The following is a 19,484-nucleotide window of genomic DNA, read 5'->3' as shown; positions in this document are numbered from 1 at the left end:
GGGCAGATCATCGTGGTCGACGTCGAGGGCTGGAGCGGCAACACCGACGACCGCGACGACGAGGCGAATCTGGTCTTCCGGGAGGGCGGCCGGGTCGGCTCGCTGACCTGAAATACGGAGAACGCATTCCGCGCGACGCCTGGCCGGGCCGCGCGGAATCGTCGTGCCCGGAGGAAATTCAAGCTTCTTCCGGCACCGGTGGAAACCGCGGCGAACCCATTGACTCAATGCTTAAGAAATATATAGTGAGATTGTCGACTCAACTACCGCACAGACGCTGGAGGTGTCTGGATTGAGTGCTCTCAAGGAGAACTACGAGTCGCTGAACCTGGAGCCGAAGCCCATCCGCCCGCACATCCTCGCCGCCGCGACCGTGGCGTTCGGGGACGACTACTACAACGGGCGCAAGGAAACGATCAACCTTTCCGGCTTCGTCCAGTTGAACAAGTGGCCGATGCCCGGCTTCGAGCACCGCGTGGACGAGAAGGGCTACGCCGAGTTCGAGACCGAGCTGATCTCCGCCCCCGAGGTCGGCATCAAGGGGTTCAGCTACGAGCTGGACGACCGGATCCAGGTGCTGTCCAACCCGTTCCTGCCCAACACCGGGCACGTGCGGCAGATCGTTCCGGGCAAGAACTTCCCCGCGGAGTTCTACATCCGGCGCTTCGGCATCCTGGAGTCGAGCACGCTGCGCCTGGCGCACCGCGACGTGATCGACATCCACGGGGTCGTGGACCGCGTGCCGCCGTTCATCAAGCCGCTGCAGAGCCCGTACCTGGGCAAGCCGCGTGGCGACGGCCCGTTCGACGTCGTTCCCTCGCCGAACGTCGCGCGCGGCACTACGCTGCCCGAGGCCTGGTACCCGGCCAACGACGAGAACGAGCCGGTGGGCGACACGCCGAGCATGTTCTTCCTGCCGAGCGCGGGACCGTGCATGTCGATGCTGGTCGACCCCTCGATGATCATGCAGGTCTCGCTCGAGGGCCAGGTCACGCTGGAGGTCGGCGGCAAGGAGGTCAGGATCGACCTGGCCGGCGACTACAAGAAGGCGGCGGGCAGCGAGATCCTGTTGTTCGGGCCGGAAAAGCACGACCAGGGCGCCGGCGTGCTGGCGCAGATCTCCCGCATCGCGGTGACCGGCCACTGCGCCGAACTCGGCGGCCGCGTGATGCTGCGGGTGAGCTGGCCGAAGCCGTCCGGCGGCACGCTCGGCGAAGGCAGCGAGGACAGCCTGAGCCGGGTGCGCTACCCGAGCGAGCTGCACGTCGACACCGAGTTCGAGCTGGTCACCGCGGACGGCGCGCTGTACGCGTCGAACCCGGTGCACGTGTTCGGCAAGATGGCCACGATGGAGGCGACCGGCACCGAACTGCAGATGAACGGCGCCGACGCCGCGCTGGTCACCGTGACCGACGAGGTCAAGGCGAGGCTGACCGGCCTCAAGCTGGTCATGCGGGACGCGTTCGTCGGCGAGCACGCGGCCGTCAACGTCTGAGCGCGCGCTTCCCCGGGCGGGTGAAGCTCGCCGCCGCCCGCCCGGGTGGGGTAACTTGTGATATCGATAGTGAAATCGGTGCTCGTCCCTTTCGCGCGGGAAGGGACGAGCACCGGTGCCGGGAGGCGGCCGTGGATCAGCGATTGCTGCTCATGCACCAGGCGATGCTGGCTGACCGGCCGCGGATGCGCGCGTACGACCGGGCGCTGGCACAGACCGTCGAGCCCGGAGCGGTGGTAGCCGACGTCGGCGCGGGCACCCTGGCGCTGACGCTGCTGGCCTTGGAGCACGGGGCGGGGCACGTGTACGCCGTCGAGGCCGATCCGGAAACGGCCGCGCTCGCCGAACGGATCGTCGCCGACAACGACCTCAAGGAAAAGGTCACGCTGCTCCAGGGCGACGCCCGGCTCGCGAAACTGCCGAGGAAGGCCGACGTCGTCGTCTCGGAGATGATGGGCAACCTCGGACCGGAAGAAGACATGAGCCGGGTGCTCGAGGCCTTCGCGCGAAAGAACCTGCGCCCCGGCGGGAAGATCGTTCCGCGCGGCCTCACCACCACGCTGGCCGCGCTCGAATTCGACGACGAGGGCTGGGGGATCTGGAATTCCGGATTCCACGGCTACCGCCTCGACGCCGTCCGCGAGTTCGCCGAGCAGCGCGCACAGCTGCATTTCTTCCAGCGGGAACCGCGGCTGCTTTCCGAAGCCGTCCCTATCGCGGACGAACTGCGCCTCGACATCGTCCGGCCCGGCGAACTGCACGCGGTGCTCGGCTGTTTCACCGCGGACCTCGCCGAAGGCGTTTCGCTGTCGAACTTCCCGTCCTACCCGGGCTGCAACTGGGCGGTCTGGATCTGGCCGTTGCGCTATTCGCCGGTCGCCGCCGGCGATGCGATCCGCGTGCGGGTGCGCCGCCCGGAGCGGGCGCACGCCCGGCTGGCCACGGAATGGTGGCTGGACTGCGCGATTTCCCGCGGAAAGGGGGAGTGATGCCGTTCGCCGTCGGCACGGTCCGCGACATTCCGGTGCGGGCGCTGAAACTGTGCGGGCTTACCTGGTCCGGCGAGGTGCTCTGGTTCTCCGAAGGCGTGCTGAACCGGATCACCTCGGTGGAACCGGTCAGCGGCGAGGTCGGACAGCACCTCGCCTGTCCTGGCGTGCGCACCGACCTGACCACCATGTCCGGTCACCTGGTGCAGGTAGCCGGAGAAGCGCGGGCATTGCGGGTGCTCGACCCCGCCGACGGCTCGGTGGTGACCGAGCTGCGGAACCCGCGTCCGGGCGGTCTGCTGTGCGGGCTGGAAGCGACCCAGCACGGAGTCTGGTTCGGCTACGAAGACCGCCGGATCGTCGATCTGCGCGACCCTGGCGACCTGTCTCTGATCGACACCATCCCGGTCAGCCACCCGCCGGCCGGCGTCACCGTGACGGACGACTTCCTCGCCTACGCCGACTACCGCAGGGGCACCATCAACCTCGTCGATCTCGGCACCCGCCGCGAGGTCGCCCGGTACGACGCGCCGGGCAACCCAACCGGCCTGACCTGGGACGGCAGCCGGATCTGGTACTGCGACCACACGACGCTGCAGCTGCGGGCGATCGAACTGCCGGGCATCAGCAACGCGTGAAGCCGCGCGGCGGCAAGCCTGAAAGCGAACCGGGGCCGCGGCGAGTGATGTCATGCCCGCCTGACGGGCAGGCAGTCTTGACCGGCAGGCCCGCAGACGCCTGATGTTGGCTCGTGCCCTGACTCCCTGTCCGGCGGATCGCGCTACGGACGATGTCTCAGGGCGCACGACACGCTGCTGGGCATGCCGGTCGCGGCAAGCCACCCGAGGTCGTGACTTCGCACCTCACGGGGAAGGCACGAGACGCACCAGCGAAAGGTCGAGGGTGTAGCCGGCGGCGGGCAGGATGCCGTCCGGCTGCACCCGGGCCGCGTGCAGTTGCGGCGAAAGAGGTTTCCGGAACAGCAGCGGGACGACTGCGACATCCGCGAGCACCTGGCGTTCCGCGGCCTGCCAGTACGCCCGTGCCCGCGCCGGTTCCGCGACCGCGCCGAGTGCTTGGTCGACGAGCCGGTCGAAGGCGGGTTCGCAGTACCGGCCACAGTTACCGGTGCCGGGCGAATCGTTGGTCTCGAACATGGTCTGCAAGAAGCCGCGGCCGCCGGCACCGGGCCACGCGGGAGCGCGGGCCGCGAGCGCGAGATCCCAGCGACCGGCGTGTGCTTGGCCCGGGTCGCCGAGCACACGGTGACATTCGTTGCGTGGCAGGGCAGTCCACTCGACAACGATGCCCACGGCGGCGAGGTCGTGCGCACAAGAGCGGGCGATCACGGTCGTCAGCGGATCGTCGGAGTGGACGCCGCGCAGGATCAGGCCAGTGTCACGAGAAGCCGCAGCGAGCGCGGCACGGGCCTGATCGGCTTCGCTGCGAGCCCCTGGCGTCCCATGCGGATCCAATTCCTGGTGGACGTCGTCGCCGGGAGGCACGACACCGCGCGCGATGAGCGCGGTGGTGCCAGGGCTGTGCTCGTCGTGAAGGTCCAGCAGGGCAGTCTTGTCCACGGCGCAGGCGATGGCGAACCGCACGTCCCGTTCGCCGACCGCGCCGCCGGAATTCGGGCTGTGCAGGTTGAACACCAGGTACGGGTCCAGCGCGTAGCCCGGGTCGGCGTCGATCGTCCGCGACGGGTCGGCTACCGCGCCGTCCCACGCCAGATCCGCTGTCCCAGACCGGATACGAGCCTCGATACCGGCTGGGACGGCGTGCTCGCCGAGCACCTCGATCGCGTCGACGCCCTGTCCGCGGATGGGATCGGTTTCCCTGGCCCATCGGGGATTCCGGGAGAAGCGGAGCAGCTCGCCGGGCTGGAATCCGGCAGGCCGGTAGGGGCCGTTGGAGCGAAGGTTGCGTTGCATCTCGGGGCTGCCCGGGATATAGGCGTCGTACTCCACCGGAGCCGGCGCGGCGCACGGCATCGCCATGAGGTGCGCGAAGTCGAGCGCTGGTCTGGTCAGCTCGATCACGAGACTCTCGTCGTCGAGGAGGAACACGCCCGGGATGTCGTGGCTGTTCTGATAGTCGGCGAGATCGCGCGCGGACGGTTCGCCCGAACCCAGGGCGGCGCGGTATCCCTCGCAGAACTCCGCCATGCCGCGGATCGTGCTCGTGAAGCAGGGCAGCGCGGCGGGCCGGAGCACCGGGTTGCCGAGTCTCTTCAATCCGCGGACCACATCGTGTGCGGTGACCGGGCGGGGCGGCGTGGCGTCCCAGACGATCCCGGGACGCAAATGGACGACGTTGTTGACGTGGCGCGCGCCCATCCCGGTGTTGTACGTGGACGGGATGTCGACGGCCAGGTCGGGCAGGGGCGCGATCGCCTGCCAGTCGCGGAGATTCGGTTCGGCGCGGTAGCCGAACAGGCAGCGCGCGAACAGCCGGGTGAGCTGGCGGGTGCTGTCGTGATGGGCGGTCGCCGGATCCAGATCGTCCGGCACGGACGGTCCGATGAGGCGCAGTGCCGCGGGGCCGGTCACGACAGCTCGTCCGCGAGCCGGGCCATCACGGCGACCGCCTTGTCGATCTCGGCGCGGGTGTTGAAGAGGTGGGTCGTGATCCGGGCGGCGTAGTGCTGGTGCGGGGAACCGGGGACGTCGAACTCGGTCCACCTGGTCCAGATCCGGTGCTCCTGTTCCAGCCGTCCGGTGAAAGCGCCCAGCTTCTTGACGTTCCAGGCAGATTCGCGATCGCGGAAAGGGTGGAACGCGATCAGCGGGGACCGGAGACGCTCGTCGGCTCCCGGGGAGTACAGCGCGTCCTTGCCGAACGCCTCGACGAGACGGTCGCGCGCGTAGTCCGCGAGATCCATGATCCGGTGTTCGATCCGGGCCCGGCCGATCTCGTCGAAAAGCGCGCACGCCTTGGCGAGCGCCGCGCCCTTGGCGATGCTCGCGCTGCCCGCCATCTGGACGTAGAGGGCCATGTCGTCGCTGGCGACCGAGGTGGTCGTACGCGGCGGGGGACTGCCGAGTATGGGGTACCAGGTCGAAATGACCGGCCAGAACTTCGGAAGCGGGAGCGGGTTGTGCTCCGGGAAAACCTTGTTGCGCAGGTACAACAGGCCGGTGCCGAGCGGGCCGCACTGAAACTTCGAGCCGGAGCACGCCATGAAGTCGACGCCGAGTTCGCGCAGGTTGCAGTCGAGCATGCCCGGCAGCAGCGCGCCGTCGACCACCGTGGTCAATCCGTGTCGCTGAGCGAGTTCGCACAGTGCGCGCATCGGCATGCGGGTGCCGGTGAACAGCGTGACAGCGGCGAACGAAAGCACCTTCGTCCTAGGCGTGATCGCGGCTTCGAACAGCTCGACGATCTCCTCGGCGCGCACGTCGTACCCGCTCGGCGGGGTGATCACCTTCACCCGGACGCCGAACCGGTTGCGGAGCAGGTTGAAGTTGGACAGCACCGAATAGCATTCGTGGCTGGTGGTGACGACCTCGTCGCCCTCGTGCAAGTCGAGGCCCTGGATGATGCGGGCGACGCCTTCGGTCGCGTTGTGGCAAATGACCATTTCGTCGAGGTCCACGCCGAACGAGCGAGCGATGGCGGAGCGGTGTTCGAGGTAGTCCGCGGGTTTGTAGACGTCGGCCAGACCGCCGGTCCACTCCCTGGTGACCCGGTCGACGGTGTCGAGTACCTCGTACGGCATGGCCCCCACGGTGCCGGTGTTGAGGTGGATGGCGGCGGGATCGAGCGCGAAGAGCTTCCTGATTTCCTCCCAGGAGGCTGTCCGCAGCGGCGGACGCTGGGCCGCCGTCGCCGCTTCGCCGGATTCCACGAGCTGACTCACGTGGGACTCCCTCTGTCGGGCACGAGCTTCACCGGAGCCAATAATACTTTAAAAAGCGATGGTAATGTAAGGGTTGGCGGCAATGGAAAGGAGTCCGGGGGATGGCCTGCGAGAAGGGGCGGCGGCGGTGTCTGGCCGCACTCCTGTCCGGTCGGCGCAAGTCGCCCCGGCCGGGTGTTTGCCCCATCGCGGCCGCTGAGTGCGAGAAATTCGGCAACCCAGGCAGACAGGCGGCCACCGGGGACCGGCTGACCTCAGGGGCCTTCCGGTCCCGGTAGCCGCCTGCGGGTCGTCCGAAACCAAGAAAAGTCCTTTATTGCATACTGAGATGGCAAGGGGGAACAATGCGGGCACCGGCCGGTATCGTGGCGCGCGCGGTGCGGGTGCTGGCGACGACAGTCGTGATACTCGGCCCAGCCGGCTTCAGCGCGCTGTTCCATGCCGCAGTGCGCGGGCGAGCGGCGGCCCGAGAGTACTTCTACGGTCGCGTGACGGTGTTGCTGACCGTGCTCGGCCCCACGTTCGTGAAAGCGGGCCAGGTGCTCGGCACGCGCCGGGATGTGCTGCCCGCCGCGATGTGCGACGCGCTGTCTGTCCTGCAGGATTCGGTCGCGCCGATGTGCGAGGCGGAGACCGTGCTGGCGTTGAAGGAGGCTTACGGAAGGGACGCGGACAAGGTGTTCGCGGAGCTGGACCCGCGGCCGGTCGCGAGCGGCAGTGTGGCTTCGGTCTACCGGGCGCGGCTGCGGACCGGGCAGGACGTGGCGGTCAAACTCCGCCGCCCCGGCATCGAGCGCGTGATGACCGACGACCTCAGGCTGATCCGGCGGGGTGCCGCGATGATGGCAGGGCTCCCGGTGTTCCGGGATGTGCCGGTGCGCGAGGTGGTCGGCAGCCTGGCCGACGCGGTGCTGGGGCAGCTCGATTTCGAGCGGGAGGCCGGCAGCCTGCGGCGGCTGCGCAAGAACCTGTCCGAAGTGCCGCGGGTGTGGGTGCCGAAGGTTTACCCGGAGGCGTGCCGTCCGCGCTGCATCGTCATGGAGTTCGTCCCCGGGCTCGTGCTGGACGGCGCGGACGGGTGCGGCGCCGCCGCACGCAAGCGGTTCGCGGCCTCCGGCATGGCCGCGATGTACCAAATGCTGTTCGTGGACGGATTCGTGCACTGCGATATGCACCCGGGCAATCTCTACTTCACCCGAGGCTCCGAGGTGGTGGTGCTCGACGCCGGGTTCAGCGTGCAGCTGAGCGATCGGCTGCGGCGGTTGTTCGCCGAGTTCTTCATGAACATGTCAATCGGCCGCGGCGAGCAGGCGGCGAAGATCGTGCTCGAAAGTGCCGCCGGGATAAAGAAAAACGCCGATGTGCCGGGGTTCACCGAGCGGATGGCTGACCTCGTCGAGCGCAGCCACGGCCTGCCGGCCAAGGAGTTCAGCCTGATCGCGTTCGCCGCCGAGATGTTCGACCTGCAGCGTCGCTTCGGCGTTCACGCCGCGACCGAGCTGATCTTCCCGCTGCTGTCGCTGCTCGTCATCGAGGGCACGATCCGCGCGCTCGACCCGGATCTCGACTTCCAAGAAGCAGCCAAGCCGCAGCTCATGCGCGGCCTGTTCGGGACCGGCCGGTGAGCGGTCCGCCTTGCCGCGGCGAAGCAACTATCTCGAATCTGGAGGTGCCGCGATGGATTCCGCGCTGGCGGATCTCGCGCAGGCGCAGGTGGACGGACGCTCGCACGCGGGCGCGCGAATCGTGGACGTGGTCGCGGCGGCGCTCAACTGGGACGACGCGTACTGCCGCCGGGTGGCCGGGTACTACGAACAGGCCCCGCTGTCTGACTTCGACGCAGCGCTCGCGGACCGCTATCGCGAGTTCCAGCGGGAGACGTTGGAGCACTTTCGGCTCGTCTCCGAAGCGGGCATCGAGGTGCGGCCGTGGCGAGGCCCGGGGCAGCCGTACCGCACCTCGGCCGAGTTGCGCGCCGCCGTCCGCGAAACCGGCGTCCTGCACGTTTACCTGACCAGCACGGCACATGGTCCGGGAACGGGCCGCACGGGGCATCCGATGGCGGAGCCGTCCGGGGTCGTCGCTGGCGGGGCACCGCTGTGTCACAACGACATTTTCCGTGCGGTGCACGACGTGTTCGGGCATGTGCTGTCCGGCTCCGGGTTTTCGCCGCGGGGCGAGTTCCGGGCGTCGTTCTGCCACTTGAGCATGTACTCCGAGCCGGTGCATCCGGTCTTGTTCACCGAGCAGATCGCGCAGATCTGCTGGTATTTCTACGGGCCGCACGCGGCGCGGCGGCGGTACCCCGAGCAAAAGGTGTTCGCCTTCCCGGCAGCCTACGTCGAGGAGTTCCGGGCGCTGTTCACCCTGGAACAAGTTACTTAAATAAGATATGCTGACCTGGTGACCGAGCTTATGGACACCAGGCGGCTCGGGGCGGCCGTCCACGCCGATTTTCCCATTTTGGCCAGGCGATTCGGCCCTGATCCGCTGGTTTACCTCGACAACGCGGCGACCTCGCAGAAGCCGCGGCCGGTGCTCGACGCGATCTTGGGCTACTACACCGAGGCCAACAGCAACGTGGGGCGCGGCTACTACCAGCTGAGCATGGCGGCCACCGACGTGTACGAAGGGGCGCGCGCGGCCGTGCGGCGCGCGCTCAACGCGGCACATCCCGAGGAGATCGTGTTCACCGCGGGCACGACCGCGTCGGTCAACCTGGTCGTCGACACGTTCGGCCGGGCGAAGGTGCACGAGGGCGATCAGGTGGTCGTCACCGGCATGGAGCACAATTCGAACCTGCTGCCGTGGCGCAGGCTCTGCGAGACGACGGGCGCGGACCTGGTCGTGGTGCCCGCGGAGAGCACCGGACGAGTGAACCCGGCGCGGTTCGCCAAGGCGCTGGGCCCGCGCGTGCGGATCGCGGCCGTCGCGCACGTGTCCAATGTGGTCGGCACGGTCAACCCGGTCCGGCGGATGATCGCCGACGCGCATCGCGCGGGAATCCCGGTGCTGGTGGACGGTGCGCAGGCGGTCCCGCACCGGCGGGTCGACGTGCGGGACCTCGACGCGGACTTCTACTGCTTCTCCGCGCACAAGGTCTACGGCCCGATGGGCACCGGGGTGCTGTACGGCAAACGAGAACTGCTTTCGCGCCTGGAGCCGTACCAGGTCGGCGGCGGCACGGTGAAAGGCATGACCTTCGAGGAACCGGTGGCGTACGTGCCCGCCCCCGCGCGGCTCGAGGCGGGAACGCCGAACGTCGCCGGCGCGGTCGGGCTGGCCGCCGCCTTGTCCTATGTGGACGGACTGGGCTGGGACGAGGTCCGGCGGCACGACGCGACGCTGGTGCGCACCGCGGCCGAGATGCTGGGCAGTCTGCCCCGGGTCCGCATCATCGGAGACCCGGCGGCGGAGCCGAGCGGGATCGTGTCCTTCGCGGTCGACGGGATCCATCCGTACGACGTCGGCGGGCATCTCGACCGGCATGGCGTCGCGGTGCGCAGCGGGGTGCACTGCGCGAACGTCTTCGTCGACAGCTTCGGCGTCTTGGGCACGGTCCGGCTCTCGTTCGCGGTGTACAACACCGAGGCTGAGATCGACCTCGTGCGGCGCGCGGTGGCGACGGTCGAACCCGGGTTCTGGACCACCGAGCACCCGGAAGAACGGTTCCTGGAGGCGGGCGAGTGACGACCACCGGATTCGATGCCGCCGGCTACAAGCGGGACCAGCGGGAGAACTGGGACGCGATCAGCGAGGGCTGGGCGGGCTGCCGCGAGGAGTTCGAGACCGGCGGTGCCCCGGTTTCCGCGCTCCTGCTCGAACTCGGCGGCGTGCGGCCGGGGCACCGGGTGCTCGACGTCGGGACCGGCACCGGCGATCCCGCGCTGGCGGCCGCTTCGGCGGTGGGGCCGCGGGGCCGGGTGACCGGCATCGACCTCGCGCCGGAAATGATCGAACGCGCCCGTGCCAGGGTGCGGCCGGGCGACAACGTCGGGTTCGAGGTCGGCGACGCGGAATCGCTGGACCGCCCGGCCGCGTCGTTCGACGTGGTGCTGAGCCGATGGGGACTGATGTTCGTGGTGGACCGCGTGGCGACGCTGCGGTCGCTCGCGCGGATGCTGGCGCCGGGCGGGGTGCTGGCCGCGGCGACGTGGGCGGCGCCGGGCTCGCTGGCTCCGATGACCTCGCTCGGCTTCGGAGTGCTCGCCGCACGGCTGGAGCTGCCCCCGCCGCAGCCGGGCGCGCCGAGCCCGTTCAGCATGGGCGATCCGGATGTGCTCGGCGAAGAGCTGGCCGAGGCCGGGTTCGGGCAGATCGAGGTCAGTTCGTTCGAGGCGCCTTTCGTGCTCAGCTCGCCGGAGCGCTATGCGGAGTACAGCAAAGCGGTCACCCCGCCGGGGCTCAAGGCGCTGCTGCGCGAGCGGTTCGGCAGCGAGGACGACCCGGACACCTGGGCCGAGGTCGCGGCCGCCGCGGCTGCGTTCCGCCGGGGCGACGGCCGGGTTTCGCTGCCCAGCAAGACGTTGCTGGCGCGAGCCGTCTCACCGGCAGCCTGATGCGCTTCGACACCAAGCTGGTGCACAGCGGCCAGCGACCGGAGCCGGGCACCGGCGACCTCGTGCCGCCGATCCACGTCGCGACGACCTACGACCGGTTCTCGCAGGATCCGCCGCGATGGTTTTACGGACGGGGCGAGAATCCGACGCGGGAAGCGCTGGAGGAATGTCTCGCCTCGCTGGAGGACGCGCCGTTTTGCACCGTGTTCTCATCCGGGCAGGCGGCGGCCGCCGCGGCGCTTTCGCTGCTGTCGCCAGGGGATCGGCTGGTGTCCTCGGACGACGTGTACGGCGGCACCTACTCGTTGTTCGCCGAGGCGGAGAGGTACGGGATCCGCGTGGAGTACGCGGATCTCGCCGACCCGGCCGAGGTTCGCCGGGCGGTGGCGGGCGCGGATCTGGTGTGGGTGGAGAGCCCGAGCAACCCGCTGCTGAAGATCACGGATCTGGCCGGCGTCGCCGCACAGGCCCACGACTGCGGCGCGAAAGTGGTCGTGGACAACACTTTCGCCGGTCCAGCCCTCCAGCAGCCGCTCGACCTCGGTGCCGACGTGAGCCTGCACAGCACGACGAAGTTCGTCGCGGGCCACGCCGACGTGCTCGGCGGGGCCCTGATCTGCCGTGAAGAGGAGCTGCACCACCGATTCGCGGCCCATCGCACGGTGGCCGGCGCGGCACCCGGCGGCCTGGACTGCTATCTCGTCCACCGGGGCGTCAAGACGCTGTCCCTGCGGGTGGCGCGGCAGGTCGAGAACGCACGGGCGCTGGCCGAAGCGCTCGTCGCCTCGCCGATGGCGGCGGACGTGCGGTACCCCGGCCTGGAATCGGATCCGGGGCACGCGCTCGCCGCCGCCCAGATGTCCGGGCCCGGATCGGTGATCAGTTTCCGGTACCGCGGCGACCCGGAGAAGCTGCTCGCGAGCACGCGGCTGTTCGCCTGCGCGGTGAGCCTCGGCGGCGTCCGGTCGCTGATCGAATGCCCGGCGCTGATGACACACCGGCCGGTGCCCCGCCCGGTCCGGCTGGCGGCCGGGATCACCGACGACCTGATCCGGCTTTCGGCGGGGATCGAAGATGCCGCCGATCTTCTCGAGGACCTGCACAACGCGCTGGAAGGACGACGATGACGGATCCCATCCTGCTCGACGGCGGTGTCGCGACCGAACTCCAGCGCGGAGGCCTGTCCGTGCGCGACCCGTGGTGGACCACGCGGGCGCTGCTCACCGGCCAGAACCGCCGGCTGCTCCAGTCGGTGCACGAGGCGTACCTGGCGGCCGGCGCGCGGGTGATCACGGTGAACACCTTCCGCGCCAACCTGCGTGCGCTGAGGAAGACGACGCTGGACGGCGCGGGTCAGGCGTGGATGGTGCACGCGGCGGTCGGGGTGGCGGCGGCCGCGCGGAACGCGGCGCGAGTGCCGGACGCTCTCATCGCCGGGTCGATCGGCCCAGTCGAGGACTGTTACCGCCCAGACTTAGTGCCTTCGGACGACGAACTGCGCGCCGAGCACGGCTGGCTCGCGCTCCAGCTGTCACGGGCCGGGGCGGACCTGTTCCTGATCGAGACCATGAACACGATCCGCGAGGCCAGGATCGCCGTGCGCGAGGTGCTCGCCGTCGGCGGGCGGGCGTGGGTTTCTTTCGCCTGCAACGACGACGGGACGCTGCTGTCGGGGGAGCCGGTGACCGGGGCGGTGCACGCGGTGCAGCGGGACGGCGCGGAGGCGGTGCTGGTCAATTGCACCGGCCCGGAGGCGACCGAGGTCGCGCTCCGCGCGCTGTGCCGGGGCCGGTACGGGCTGATCGGAGCCTGCCCGAACCTCGAGGACCGGACTGGCCTGGCCGCGGGTGAGCATGTCGACCGCGCCCTGCCCTCGACGCTGGAGCCGGAGCAGTTCGCCGAGCTGCTCGCTCGCTGGCGCGCGGACTACAGCCTGGACATCTTAGGCGGGTGCTGCGGCACGACCCCCGCGCACATCGCGGCCGCGCGGGAGGTGCTGACCGAGCCGCAACTGGTCGACTGACCGGGTTACGGGAACCTCACCGCACCGAGGAATTTGGCCAGCAGCCAAGGTTTCCGGCCCCAGACGAACGTTTTCCCAGCGCACGCCGCACGCGCCACGCTCAGCCGGCCGAACAGCACCTGCATCAGCGCGGCGGGCTGGAAATGCAGCTGCGCGTCGGCGGGATGGTCGCGCGGCAGGACCGCGATCCGGTCCGGCCGCGCCTCGAGCACCACCGGCGCGGTGTATCGGGAGCGAAACCGCACCGCGACCGGGCGGTCGGAGAACGGTTCGTGGACCAACAGCCGTCCGGTGTCACGGGACAGCAACTGGACGAGGAAGAGTTCGAAGGCCATCGCGGCGTCGTGCTGGGGGATCGGCCATCGTGCGCCAACGGCAGCCGCGATGTCGCGGCCATGGAGGTGCAGTTCGTTGAGGAGGTGGGCGTAGCAGCCAGCCAGCGGCAGGCGAGCGCCGCCCAGCCAGCTCACCAGCTTGTCCGGTTCGGCGGTCCGGCCCGCGTCGAGGAGCCGGTCGACGTCCTCGACGATCCACTCGGCCAGTGCCGCGGGAGCGCGTTCAGCCAGCTGCGCGAGGGTGAAAGCGTTGAGGTCGCCGAGTTCGTCCAGCGCGGTAGCTTCGACTCGCGCCACGACCCCGGGGATCGGGTGGGGCGGCAACGCGCCCGGCAGCACCGTGCTGCCGTAAAGCTCCGCCACGGTCACGACGTGCGCGGCTGTCTCGGCCACCGTCCAGCGACCGATCGCCGTGGCCGCCGGATCCGCCGCCGCCTCGACGAGCCGGGCGAACCTTTCCGCGGTTCGGGCGAGCGAATCGCGCACCGCCTGCCAGCTGCTTTCGGCGATCGGTCCGGTCACTAAAAAAGTGTATAAGAAATTAAATCGAACGAGCAAGACTCAGCCGAGCCAAGTCGCTGAGCAGCCCGGCCGCGACCGCCGGGCTGCAGAACGCGGCGGCCACGCTGTGCCGGACCAGCGTCGCGAGTTCGGCCTCGGAAAGTCCGAGGCAGTCGCGGCACATCCGGAATTCCGCGGTCGGCGACGTGCCGAACAACCCCGGATCGTCGGTGCCGATCGCGACCGGGACCCCCGCGGCGAGTATCCGCCGCAGCGGGTGCTCGGCGAGCGAACGGACGGCACGGGTGCGGAGGTTGGAGGTCGGGCAGATCTCAAGGGGGATTCCGTGCTCGACGAGGTGCCGCAGCAACCGGGGATCTCGCGCGCTCGCGATTCCGTGCCCGACGCGCTCGGCGCCGAGATCCCGGATCGCGGACCAGACCTCGTCCGGTCCGGTGGTTTCGCCCGCGTGCGGCAAGCTGTGCAGCCCGGCCGCTTTCGCCCGGGCGAAGACGTCGCGGAACAGCCGCCGCGGGACACCGGCTTCCGGCCCGCCGAGCCCGAATCCCACGGTGCCGGAAGGGTGTTCGCGCAACACCCAGTCGAGAGTCGCCTCCGCGCCTGGCGGGCCGTCGTCTCCGGAGACGTCGAACACCCAGCTCAGCTCCACTCCGAGACCGCCGGCGATCCGGCGGCCGGAGTCCAGTGCCTCGGCGAGTTCGCGCGGCGCGATCCCGGTTTTGCGGTGGGAGAGCGGGGTGACGGTCACCTCGGCGTAGCGCACGTTGTCGCGGGCCAGGTCGGCGGCGAGCCCGGCGACCAGCGCTTCGATGTCGGCTCCGGTGGTGACCAGTCGGTTGACGGCGGTGTAGACCGCGAGGAAATGAGCAAAATCGGTGAACTCGCAGTACTTCGCGACCTCAGCGGGTTCGGCGGGCACGCCGCTTCCGGGATGGCGGCGGGCCAGTTCCGCGACGGTGGCAGGGCTCGCCGAACCCAGGAGGTGGACGTGCAGTTCGACTTTCGGCAGGGCGGTCAGGAACTCGTCCGGAGTCATGGCGCTGCTACCGGAGGCGGCTTCGCCTGGATCGGTATTCCCACCGCCATTCAGCCTCCTGACCGGGTCCGTCGACATCCCTCTCAAGTAACTATATGTTAAGTTACCTATACCTGGGCTGGAGTGAATTTCGCAGAGAACGGAGTCTCATGACTGCGAGAGAATCCGACATCGAGGACGGCGTGGTCGAGGCCCGGCCTGACGGCAGTGCTGCGCTGGTCTTCGCGCGGCGGCTGGACCATCCAGTCGAACGGGTGTGGCAGGCGTTGACGGACGTCGGCCTGCTCTCGGGCTGGTGGGGGGCCGCGGAACGGCTTGAGCTGGTTGAAGGCGGGCAGTTCGTGCTCCGGTGGCTGAACTCGGACGAGCAAGGCAATCAGGTTGTGCTGCATGGAAAGGTCACCCGTCTGGAGCCGCCTAGGTTGCTGGAATACGACACCGATGTGCACGGGACGCTGACCTTCGCGCTGCGGCCCGCGGACAGCGGCACCGCCTTGACCTTCAGCAGCACTGTCCGGCTCCCGGCCGAGTCGCACCCGGTCATGCTCGCCGGCTGGCACATGCATCTGGGCTTTCTCGTCGGTTTGCTCGACGGACGACGAGCTGACCTGGTGAATCTGCCTCTGGACGATTGGGCGCGCTGGCGCGACCGGTACGAGGAGGCCGCGCGGTGAACGGGGCGGAATCGAATGCGCCGGAGCCCGTGCCGCTCGGTGCCAGTCCGGCCGAACGGGCCGACCCGTTCCCCGTCTTGGCGGCCCTCCAGCGCGAAGCTCCGGTGCACCTGGTGCGCTGTCCGGACGGGATGGACCGCTGGCTGGTCAGCCGCTACCAGGACGTCGTCGCTGTCCTGACGGATCCCGTCTTCAGCAGTGACTTGAGCGCGATGGCACCGCCCGAAACCCCATCAGCGGTGACGGAGGTTCGGGGAGAGGGCAGTCGGGTCCGGACGACGATGATCAATCAGGACCCGCCGGAGCACACCCGGCTCCGGCGGGAGGTAGCGCTGGGGATCGTGCCGAGCCTCATCGACGGCGTCCTGCCGTCGGCACGGCGCGTCGCGGAGGAACTCGCCGACGCCGTTTCGCGGACGGGCCGGTGCGACCTCGTCAGCGAGTTCTGCCGACCGTTTTCATTTGCCGTGATCTGCCAGTTGCTCGGTCTCCCCGCGGTAGGCCCGGACCGCTTCTTCGCGGCCGCCGAGGCCATCGGTTCGCTTGACGGCACGCCGGAAGGCGCGGCGCGCACGCGAAGCGCGATCGGCTCCATGCACGAATACTTCGCGGAGGCGGTGGCAGCCAAGCGGGTGAACCCGGCCCATGACGCGATCTCGGCGCTGCTCTCGGTTCAACGCCGCAATCGCAGACTGTCCGACGACGAAATCAGTTCCACGTGCCTTCTGATGTTCTTCAACGGTCTCGACGTGGTAGCCGATCTGATCGCCAACGGCATGCTGGCCTTGCTTGCCCACCCTGATCAGCTGGCCGCGCTGCGCGCGGATCCCGGGTTGCTGCCGCGCACGGTGGAGGAACTGCTGCGGTACGACGGTCCGGTGAACCCGGGAATATGGCGCTACGCCCGGTCCGACGCCGAGATCGGCGGCGTCCGCATTCCGCGTGGTGCGTGCGTGCTCGTGGCCATTGCGGCCGCGAACCGGGATCCGGACGTCTTCCCCGATCCTCATCGGCTGGACCTCATCCGCACACGCAATCCGCAACTGGCGTTCGGGCACGGAGCGCATTACTGCTTCGGCGCCCGGCTGGCGCGGGCGGAGGCAGAGATCGGCATCGGCACGCTCATCGGCCGGTTCTCCGGGATCTCGCTCGCGGTCCGCCGCGAGGATCTCCGGTGGCGCGAAAGCGTCGGCCGGGGCCTGGTGGAACTGCCGGTCCTGCTCGGACAGTGAGGCGGTATTCGGGCAGTCAGCCGGTGCGCCGCGCCTGGAAGACGAAGAATCCGGGCACGAACCGTCCGGCGAGCAGTGCCCGGCGGGCGTGCTCGGCGAGTTTCTTCTCCGCGAACAGAAGCGTCGCGGGGTCCGCAGGCACCGGTCCGAAGTCGTTGATCGACGTGGATTCCACGCGGTACCCGAGATCGCTGAGCAACGGCAGGAGTTCGGCGAGAGTGTGCGTGGTCTCGTGCGGGTGCAAGACCTGATCGCGGAACCAGGAGAGGGCGAAAACCTCGTCGTCGTCGGGCACGCCCGAACCGACGCGCAGCCGCCGGAATTCCGCGTACATCGCGTCCTCGCTGGCACCGCGCCGCCGCATCGCCTCGAAATGCGCCAGAAACGGACGCCGCGCGTATTCGTGATAGAGGCCGATGAACATCCGGCCGCCGTGAGCCACGAACGATCTTCCGATGTGCTCGACGCCGCCGAGGCAGTCGTTCGTCGAGTGCAGCACGCCCATGGAGGTCACCACGTCGAACTTTTCGGCGGGCCGGTGCTCGAACAAGTCGGCGACCTCGAACCGTCCTTGCGTGCCGAGTTCTCCAGCCACCTCGCGAGCCCGTTCGACGACCACCGGGTTGAAGTCGATTCCCCGTGCCGCGCAGCCGTAGTGCCACGCGGCGGCGTTCACGAGCCAGCCCGCGCCGCAGCCGACGTCGAGCAGGCTCGGCCGCTCGCGCAGCAAGGCGACGAGAGGGGGGTAGTCCAGGAGCGGGTTCGCCCGTCTCAGTTCGTCCGCGTGCTGCTTGGCATTCGTGCGGTAGTTGAACGGCAGTTCCCGGTAGAAGGCCAGTACGTCGGCTCGTGCGGACACACCGCTCCCTTCGTCAGTCGGGCCGGCGCCCGGTCAGCGCGGCTTCCGGCGACTTCCAGGCAACGACGTTCTCCATGCACAGGTAGTCGAGGTCGGTGTCCAGGAAGCAGTCGACGGCGTCCTGCGGCGTGCAGACGATCGGCTCGCCACGACGGTTGAATGACGTGTTCAGCACCAGCGGGATCGAGGTCAGTTTGTCGAATTCCGTGATCAGCGCATGGAAGCGCCCATCGTCCTGTGGCCGGACGGTCTGGATCCGCGAGGTGCCGTCGACGTGGGTGCACGCTGAGATCTCGTTCCGCTGCACGTCGAGCCCGCCGAACCGGCGCACGTCGTCCTCGGTGTCGAACGACCTGGCCGGAAGAATCCGCGCGACCAGGGACATGTACGGCGATTCGTAGCCGTCGCCCGGCGTGCCGAGCACCGAGGTCTCCCGGCCCTCCAGCGCGAACCAGTCGGCCACGCGGTCCCGGAGCACCGCGGCTGCGAACGGCCGGAAGGATTCGCGCCGCTTGACTTTGAGGTTCAACGCCTTCTGGACCGCGGCCGGCCTTGGATCGGCGAGGATCGAACGGCTGCCGAGCGCACGGGGGCCGAATTCCATCCGCCCTTGGAACCAGCCGACCAGCCGGCCCCTTGCCAAGAGCGCCGCGGCGGTCGGGGCGACTTCGTCCGGGGAAACGACGAGGTGGCTGACGTCGCGCGCCCGCAATGCGCTGCACACCTCACGCAATCCGTAGGCTGGGCCCAGCCGTGCCGCGCACATGCCGTCGGCTTGGTGTCCGCGCGCGGTGCGCGACGGCTGGGCCGCATGCCCGTGCCAGGCTTCGAGCGCGGCGCCGAGAGCACCGCCCGAGTCGCCGGGAGCGGGCTGCACCCACACGTCGTCGAACGGCCCTTCCCGCTGGATCCGCCCGTTGGCGACGCAGTTGAGAGCCACGCCGCCGGCGAGGACGAGGTTCCGTTCGCCGGTGCTGGCGTGCGCCTGATTCGCGAGCTCGAGCATGATCTCCTCGACGACCTGCTGAATCGACGCCGCCAGATCAGCATGAGCCTGGGTGAGTGGTTCGTCCGGCTCCCGCCGCGGCCCGAACAGAGCCTCCATCCGAGCCCGGTCGTACATGTGCCGGGCGATCGGGTAGGTAAGGAGCGACTCGTCGATGGTGAAGGACCCGTCCGCGCGGACGTGCACGACGTTGTCCAGGATGCTCTCCCGGAAGCGGGGCCGCCCGTAAGGAGCCAAGCCCATCACTTTGTATTCGCCGTCGTTCACCTCGAACCCGAGGAAATGAGTGAAGCACGAATAGAGCAGGCCCAGCGAGTGCGGAAAGCGAAGCTCGCGAAGGAGCCGGATCTTCTTGCCGTTTCCGGCGGTCGTCGTGCCGGCGCCGATGGTCGTGGTGGCGAATTCCCCGACGCCGTCGGCCACCAGCACCGCGGCGCTTTCGAATGGCGACGGATAGAAGGCGGAAGCGGCATGGGACAGATGGTGCGGAACCTGCACCAGACGTTTGTCCCAGGCAGTGCGCGCTCCGGCGGTCGGCGAGGCGGCCAGCAGCTTCCCGACCAGCCCGGCGGAGCCGTAGAGTCCGCGCTCGTTCCGGTTTTCGAAGATCGCGCGGAAGTGATCTGATCCGCGCGGGTAGTTCCGGACGGCCGTCGAGAGGATCCGGGCCAGCTTGCGCTGCGGCTTCTCGTAGAAGGCGACGAGGTCGACGTCGTCGAGAGTGGCTCCGGACCAGTCTAGGCAGGCTCTGATCGCGTTTTCCGGGAATCGTGAGTCGTTCTTGACGCGCGTCAGCCGTTCCTCTTCGACCGCGGCCACGACTTCGCCGTCGGAGACGATCGCCGCCGCGGAGTTGTGGTAATAGCAGGAGAAACCCAGTATCAGCATGCCG

17 protein-coding genes are annotated in these 19,484 nt (G+C 69.1%); 11 read left to right on the top strand and 6 right to left on the bottom strand.

Features of this window, described 5'->3' with window-relative positions:
• Window positions 1-292 precede the first annotated feature (292 nt).
• The 3 genes from ACFSVL_RS33870 to ACFSVL_RS33860 all read left to right on the top strand — a co-directional run bounded on the left by ACFSVL_RS33870 (window position 293) and on the right by ACFSVL_RS33860 (window position 3,122).
• Window positions 293-1,495, top strand: a complete 1,203-nt coding sequence (locus tag ACFSVL_RS33870; protein WP_378310096.1) for a DUF6004 family protein — start codon at window positions 293-295, stop codon at window positions 1,493-1,495.
• Window positions 1,496-1,626: 131 nt separating this feature from the next.
• Window positions 1,627-2,484 carry a methyltransferase domain-containing protein gene (locus ACFSVL_RS33865; RefSeq protein WP_378310094.1) on the top strand — a complete coding sequence of 286 codons (858 nt, stop codon included), beginning with the start codon at window positions 1,627-1,629 and terminating at the stop codon, window positions 2,482-2,484.
• Entirely contained in the window at window positions 2,484-3,122 is a 639-nt protein-coding gene (locus ACFSVL_RS33860; protein WP_378310092.1) for a hypothetical protein, read from the top strand. The genes ACFSVL_RS33865 and ACFSVL_RS33860 overlap by 1 nt, the downstream gene beginning before the upstream one ends.
• 225 nt (window positions 3,123-3,347) lie before the next feature.
• Here the strand turns inward: ACFSVL_RS33860 and ACFSVL_RS33855 are convergent, their stop codons facing one another.
• A complete protein-coding gene (locus ACFSVL_RS33855; protein ID WP_378310090.1) occupies window positions 3,348-5,036 on the bottom strand; it encodes an ABC transporter substrate-binding protein in 1,689 nt (562 codons plus the stop codon).
• Window positions 5,033-6,346 carry an aminotransferase class V-fold PLP-dependent enzyme gene (locus ACFSVL_RS33850; RefSeq protein WP_378310088.1) on the bottom strand — a complete coding sequence of 438 codons (1,314 nt, stop codon included), beginning with the start codon at window positions 6,344-6,346 and terminating at the stop codon, window positions 5,033-5,035. The genes ACFSVL_RS33855 and ACFSVL_RS33850 overlap by 4 nt, the downstream gene beginning before the upstream one ends.
• Window positions 6,347-6,690: 344 nt before the next feature.
• Between ACFSVL_RS33850 and ACFSVL_RS33845 the strand changes: the two genes are divergently transcribed.
• Genes ACFSVL_RS33845 through ACFSVL_RS33820 form a run of 6 tightly spaced genes read left to right on the top strand, consistent with a single transcriptional unit; the run spans window position 6,691 to window position 12,928 of the window.
• On the top strand, window positions 6,691-7,971 hold the full coding sequence (locus tag ACFSVL_RS33845) for an ABC1 kinase family protein (protein WP_378310086.1): 1,281 nt from the start codon (window positions 6,691-6,693) through the stop codon (window positions 7,969-7,971).
• 52 nt (window positions 7,972-8,023) lie between these two features.
• Complete coding sequence (locus tag ACFSVL_RS33840) at window positions 8,024-8,731, top strand: crotonobetainyl-CoA--carnitine CoA-transferase (protein ID WP_378310084.1); 708 nt, start codon at window positions 8,024-8,026, stop codon at window positions 8,729-8,731.
• 18 nt (window positions 8,732-8,749) lie between these two features.
• Complete coding sequence (locus ACFSVL_RS33835; RefSeq protein ID WP_378310082.1) at window positions 8,750-10,036, top strand: aminotransferase class V-fold PLP-dependent enzyme; 1,287 nt, start codon at window positions 8,750-8,752, stop codon at window positions 10,034-10,036.
• Entirely contained in the window at window positions 10,033-10,905 is an 873-nt protein-coding gene (locus ACFSVL_RS33830) for a class I SAM-dependent methyltransferase (RefSeq protein WP_378310080.1), read from the top strand. Before ACFSVL_RS33835 ends, ACFSVL_RS33830 begins: the two co-directional genes overlap by 4 nt.
• A complete protein-coding gene (locus tag ACFSVL_RS33825) occupies window positions 10,905-12,032 on the top strand; it encodes a trans-sulfuration enzyme family protein (RefSeq protein WP_378310078.1) in 1,128 nt (375 codons plus the stop codon). The genes ACFSVL_RS33830 and ACFSVL_RS33825 overlap by 1 nt, the downstream gene beginning before the upstream one ends.
• Window positions 12,029-12,928 carry a homocysteine S-methyltransferase family protein gene (locus ACFSVL_RS33820; RefSeq protein ID WP_378310076.1) on the top strand — a complete coding sequence of 300 codons (900 nt, stop codon included), beginning with the start codon at window positions 12,029-12,031 and terminating at the stop codon, window positions 12,926-12,928. Before ACFSVL_RS33825 ends, ACFSVL_RS33820 begins: the two co-directional genes overlap by 4 nt.
• Window positions 12,929-12,933: 5 nt before the next feature.
• Here ACFSVL_RS33820 and ACFSVL_RS33815 read toward each other — a convergent pair whose 3' ends face one another.
• Window positions 12,934-13,785 (bottom strand): maleylpyruvate isomerase N-terminal domain-containing protein, encoded by an 852-nt coding sequence (locus ACFSVL_RS33815; protein ID WP_378310074.1) that lies wholly within the window; start codon window positions 13,783-13,785, stop codon window positions 12,934-12,936.
• A 19-nt stretch (window positions 13,786-13,804) separates the two neighbouring features.
• Complete coding sequence (gene add, locus ACFSVL_RS33810; protein WP_378310072.1) at window positions 13,805-14,821, bottom strand: adenosine deaminase; 1,017 nt, start codon at window positions 14,819-14,821, stop codon at window positions 13,805-13,807.
• Window positions 14,822-14,970: 149 nt separating this feature from the next.
• Here add and ACFSVL_RS33805 point away from each other — a divergent pair, with 149 nt between their 5' ends.
• A complete protein-coding gene (locus tag ACFSVL_RS33805; RefSeq protein ID WP_378310070.1) occupies window positions 14,971-15,495 on the top strand; it encodes an SRPBCC domain-containing protein in 525 nt (174 codons plus the stop codon).
• Complete coding sequence (locus ACFSVL_RS33800; RefSeq protein ID WP_378310068.1) at window positions 15,492-16,727, top strand: cytochrome P450 family protein; 1,236 nt, start codon at window positions 15,492-15,494, stop codon at window positions 16,725-16,727. Before ACFSVL_RS33805 ends, ACFSVL_RS33800 begins: the two co-directional genes overlap by 4 nt.
• A gap of 16 nt (window positions 16,728-16,743) precedes the next feature.
• Here ACFSVL_RS33800 and ACFSVL_RS33795 read toward each other — a convergent pair whose 3' ends face one another.
• Window positions 16,744-17,586, bottom strand: a complete 843-nt coding sequence (locus tag ACFSVL_RS33795) for a class I SAM-dependent methyltransferase (protein WP_378310066.1) — start codon at window positions 17,584-17,586, stop codon at window positions 16,744-16,746.
• A 13-nt stretch (window positions 17,587-17,599) separates the two neighbouring features.
• Window positions 17,600-19,480, bottom strand: a complete 1,881-nt coding sequence (locus ACFSVL_RS33790; protein WP_378310064.1) for a carbamoyltransferase family protein — start codon at window positions 19,478-19,480, stop codon at window positions 17,600-17,602.
• Between the last annotated feature and the right edge of the window lie 4 nt (window positions 19,481-19,484).

The sequence above is a fragment of the Amycolatopsis silviterrae genome (assembly GCF_042684085.1).
Lineage (GTDB): Bacteria > Actinomycetota > Actinomycetes > Mycobacteriales > Pseudonocardiaceae > Amycolatopsis > Amycolatopsis silviterrae.
The sequence above is the reverse complement of the archived record's forward strand: the minus strand, read 5'-3'. Positions and strand labels throughout refer to the sequence as shown.

What these genes read in the sequence shown, in the direction of transcription:
- ACFSVL_RS33820 (WP_378310076.1), top strand. Translation starts at nt 12,029, where the DNA reads ATGACGGATCCCATCCTGCTCGACGGCGGTGTCGCGACCGAACTCCAG.
- ACFSVL_RS33790 (WP_378310064.1), bottom strand. Translation starts at nt 19,480, where the DNA reads ATGCTGATACTGGGTTTCTCCTGCTATTACCACAACTCCGCGGCGGCG.
- ACFSVL_RS33845 (WP_378310086.1), top strand. Translation starts at nt 6,691, where the DNA reads ATGCGGGCACCGGCCGGTATCGTGGCGCGCGCGGTGCGGGTGCTGGCG.
- ACFSVL_RS33805 (WP_378310070.1), top strand. Translation starts at nt 14,971, where the DNA reads ATGACTGCGAGAGAATCCGACATCGAGGACGGCGTGGTCGAGGCCCGG.
- ACFSVL_RS33860 (WP_378310092.1), top strand. Translation starts at nt 2,484, where the DNA reads ATGCCGTTCGCCGTCGGCACGGTCCGCGACATTCCGGTGCGGGCGCTG.
- ACFSVL_RS33840 (WP_378310084.1), top strand. Translation starts at nt 8,024, where the DNA reads ATGGATTCCGCGCTGGCGGATCTCGCGCAGGCGCAGGTGGACGGACGC.
- add (WP_378310072.1), bottom strand. Translation starts at nt 14,821, where the DNA reads ATGACTCCGGACGAGTTCCTGACCGCCCTGCCGAAAGTCGAACTGCAC.
- ACFSVL_RS33825 (WP_378310078.1), top strand. Translation starts at nt 10,905, where the DNA reads ATGCGCTTCGACACCAAGCTGGTGCACAGCGGCCAGCGACCGGAGCCG.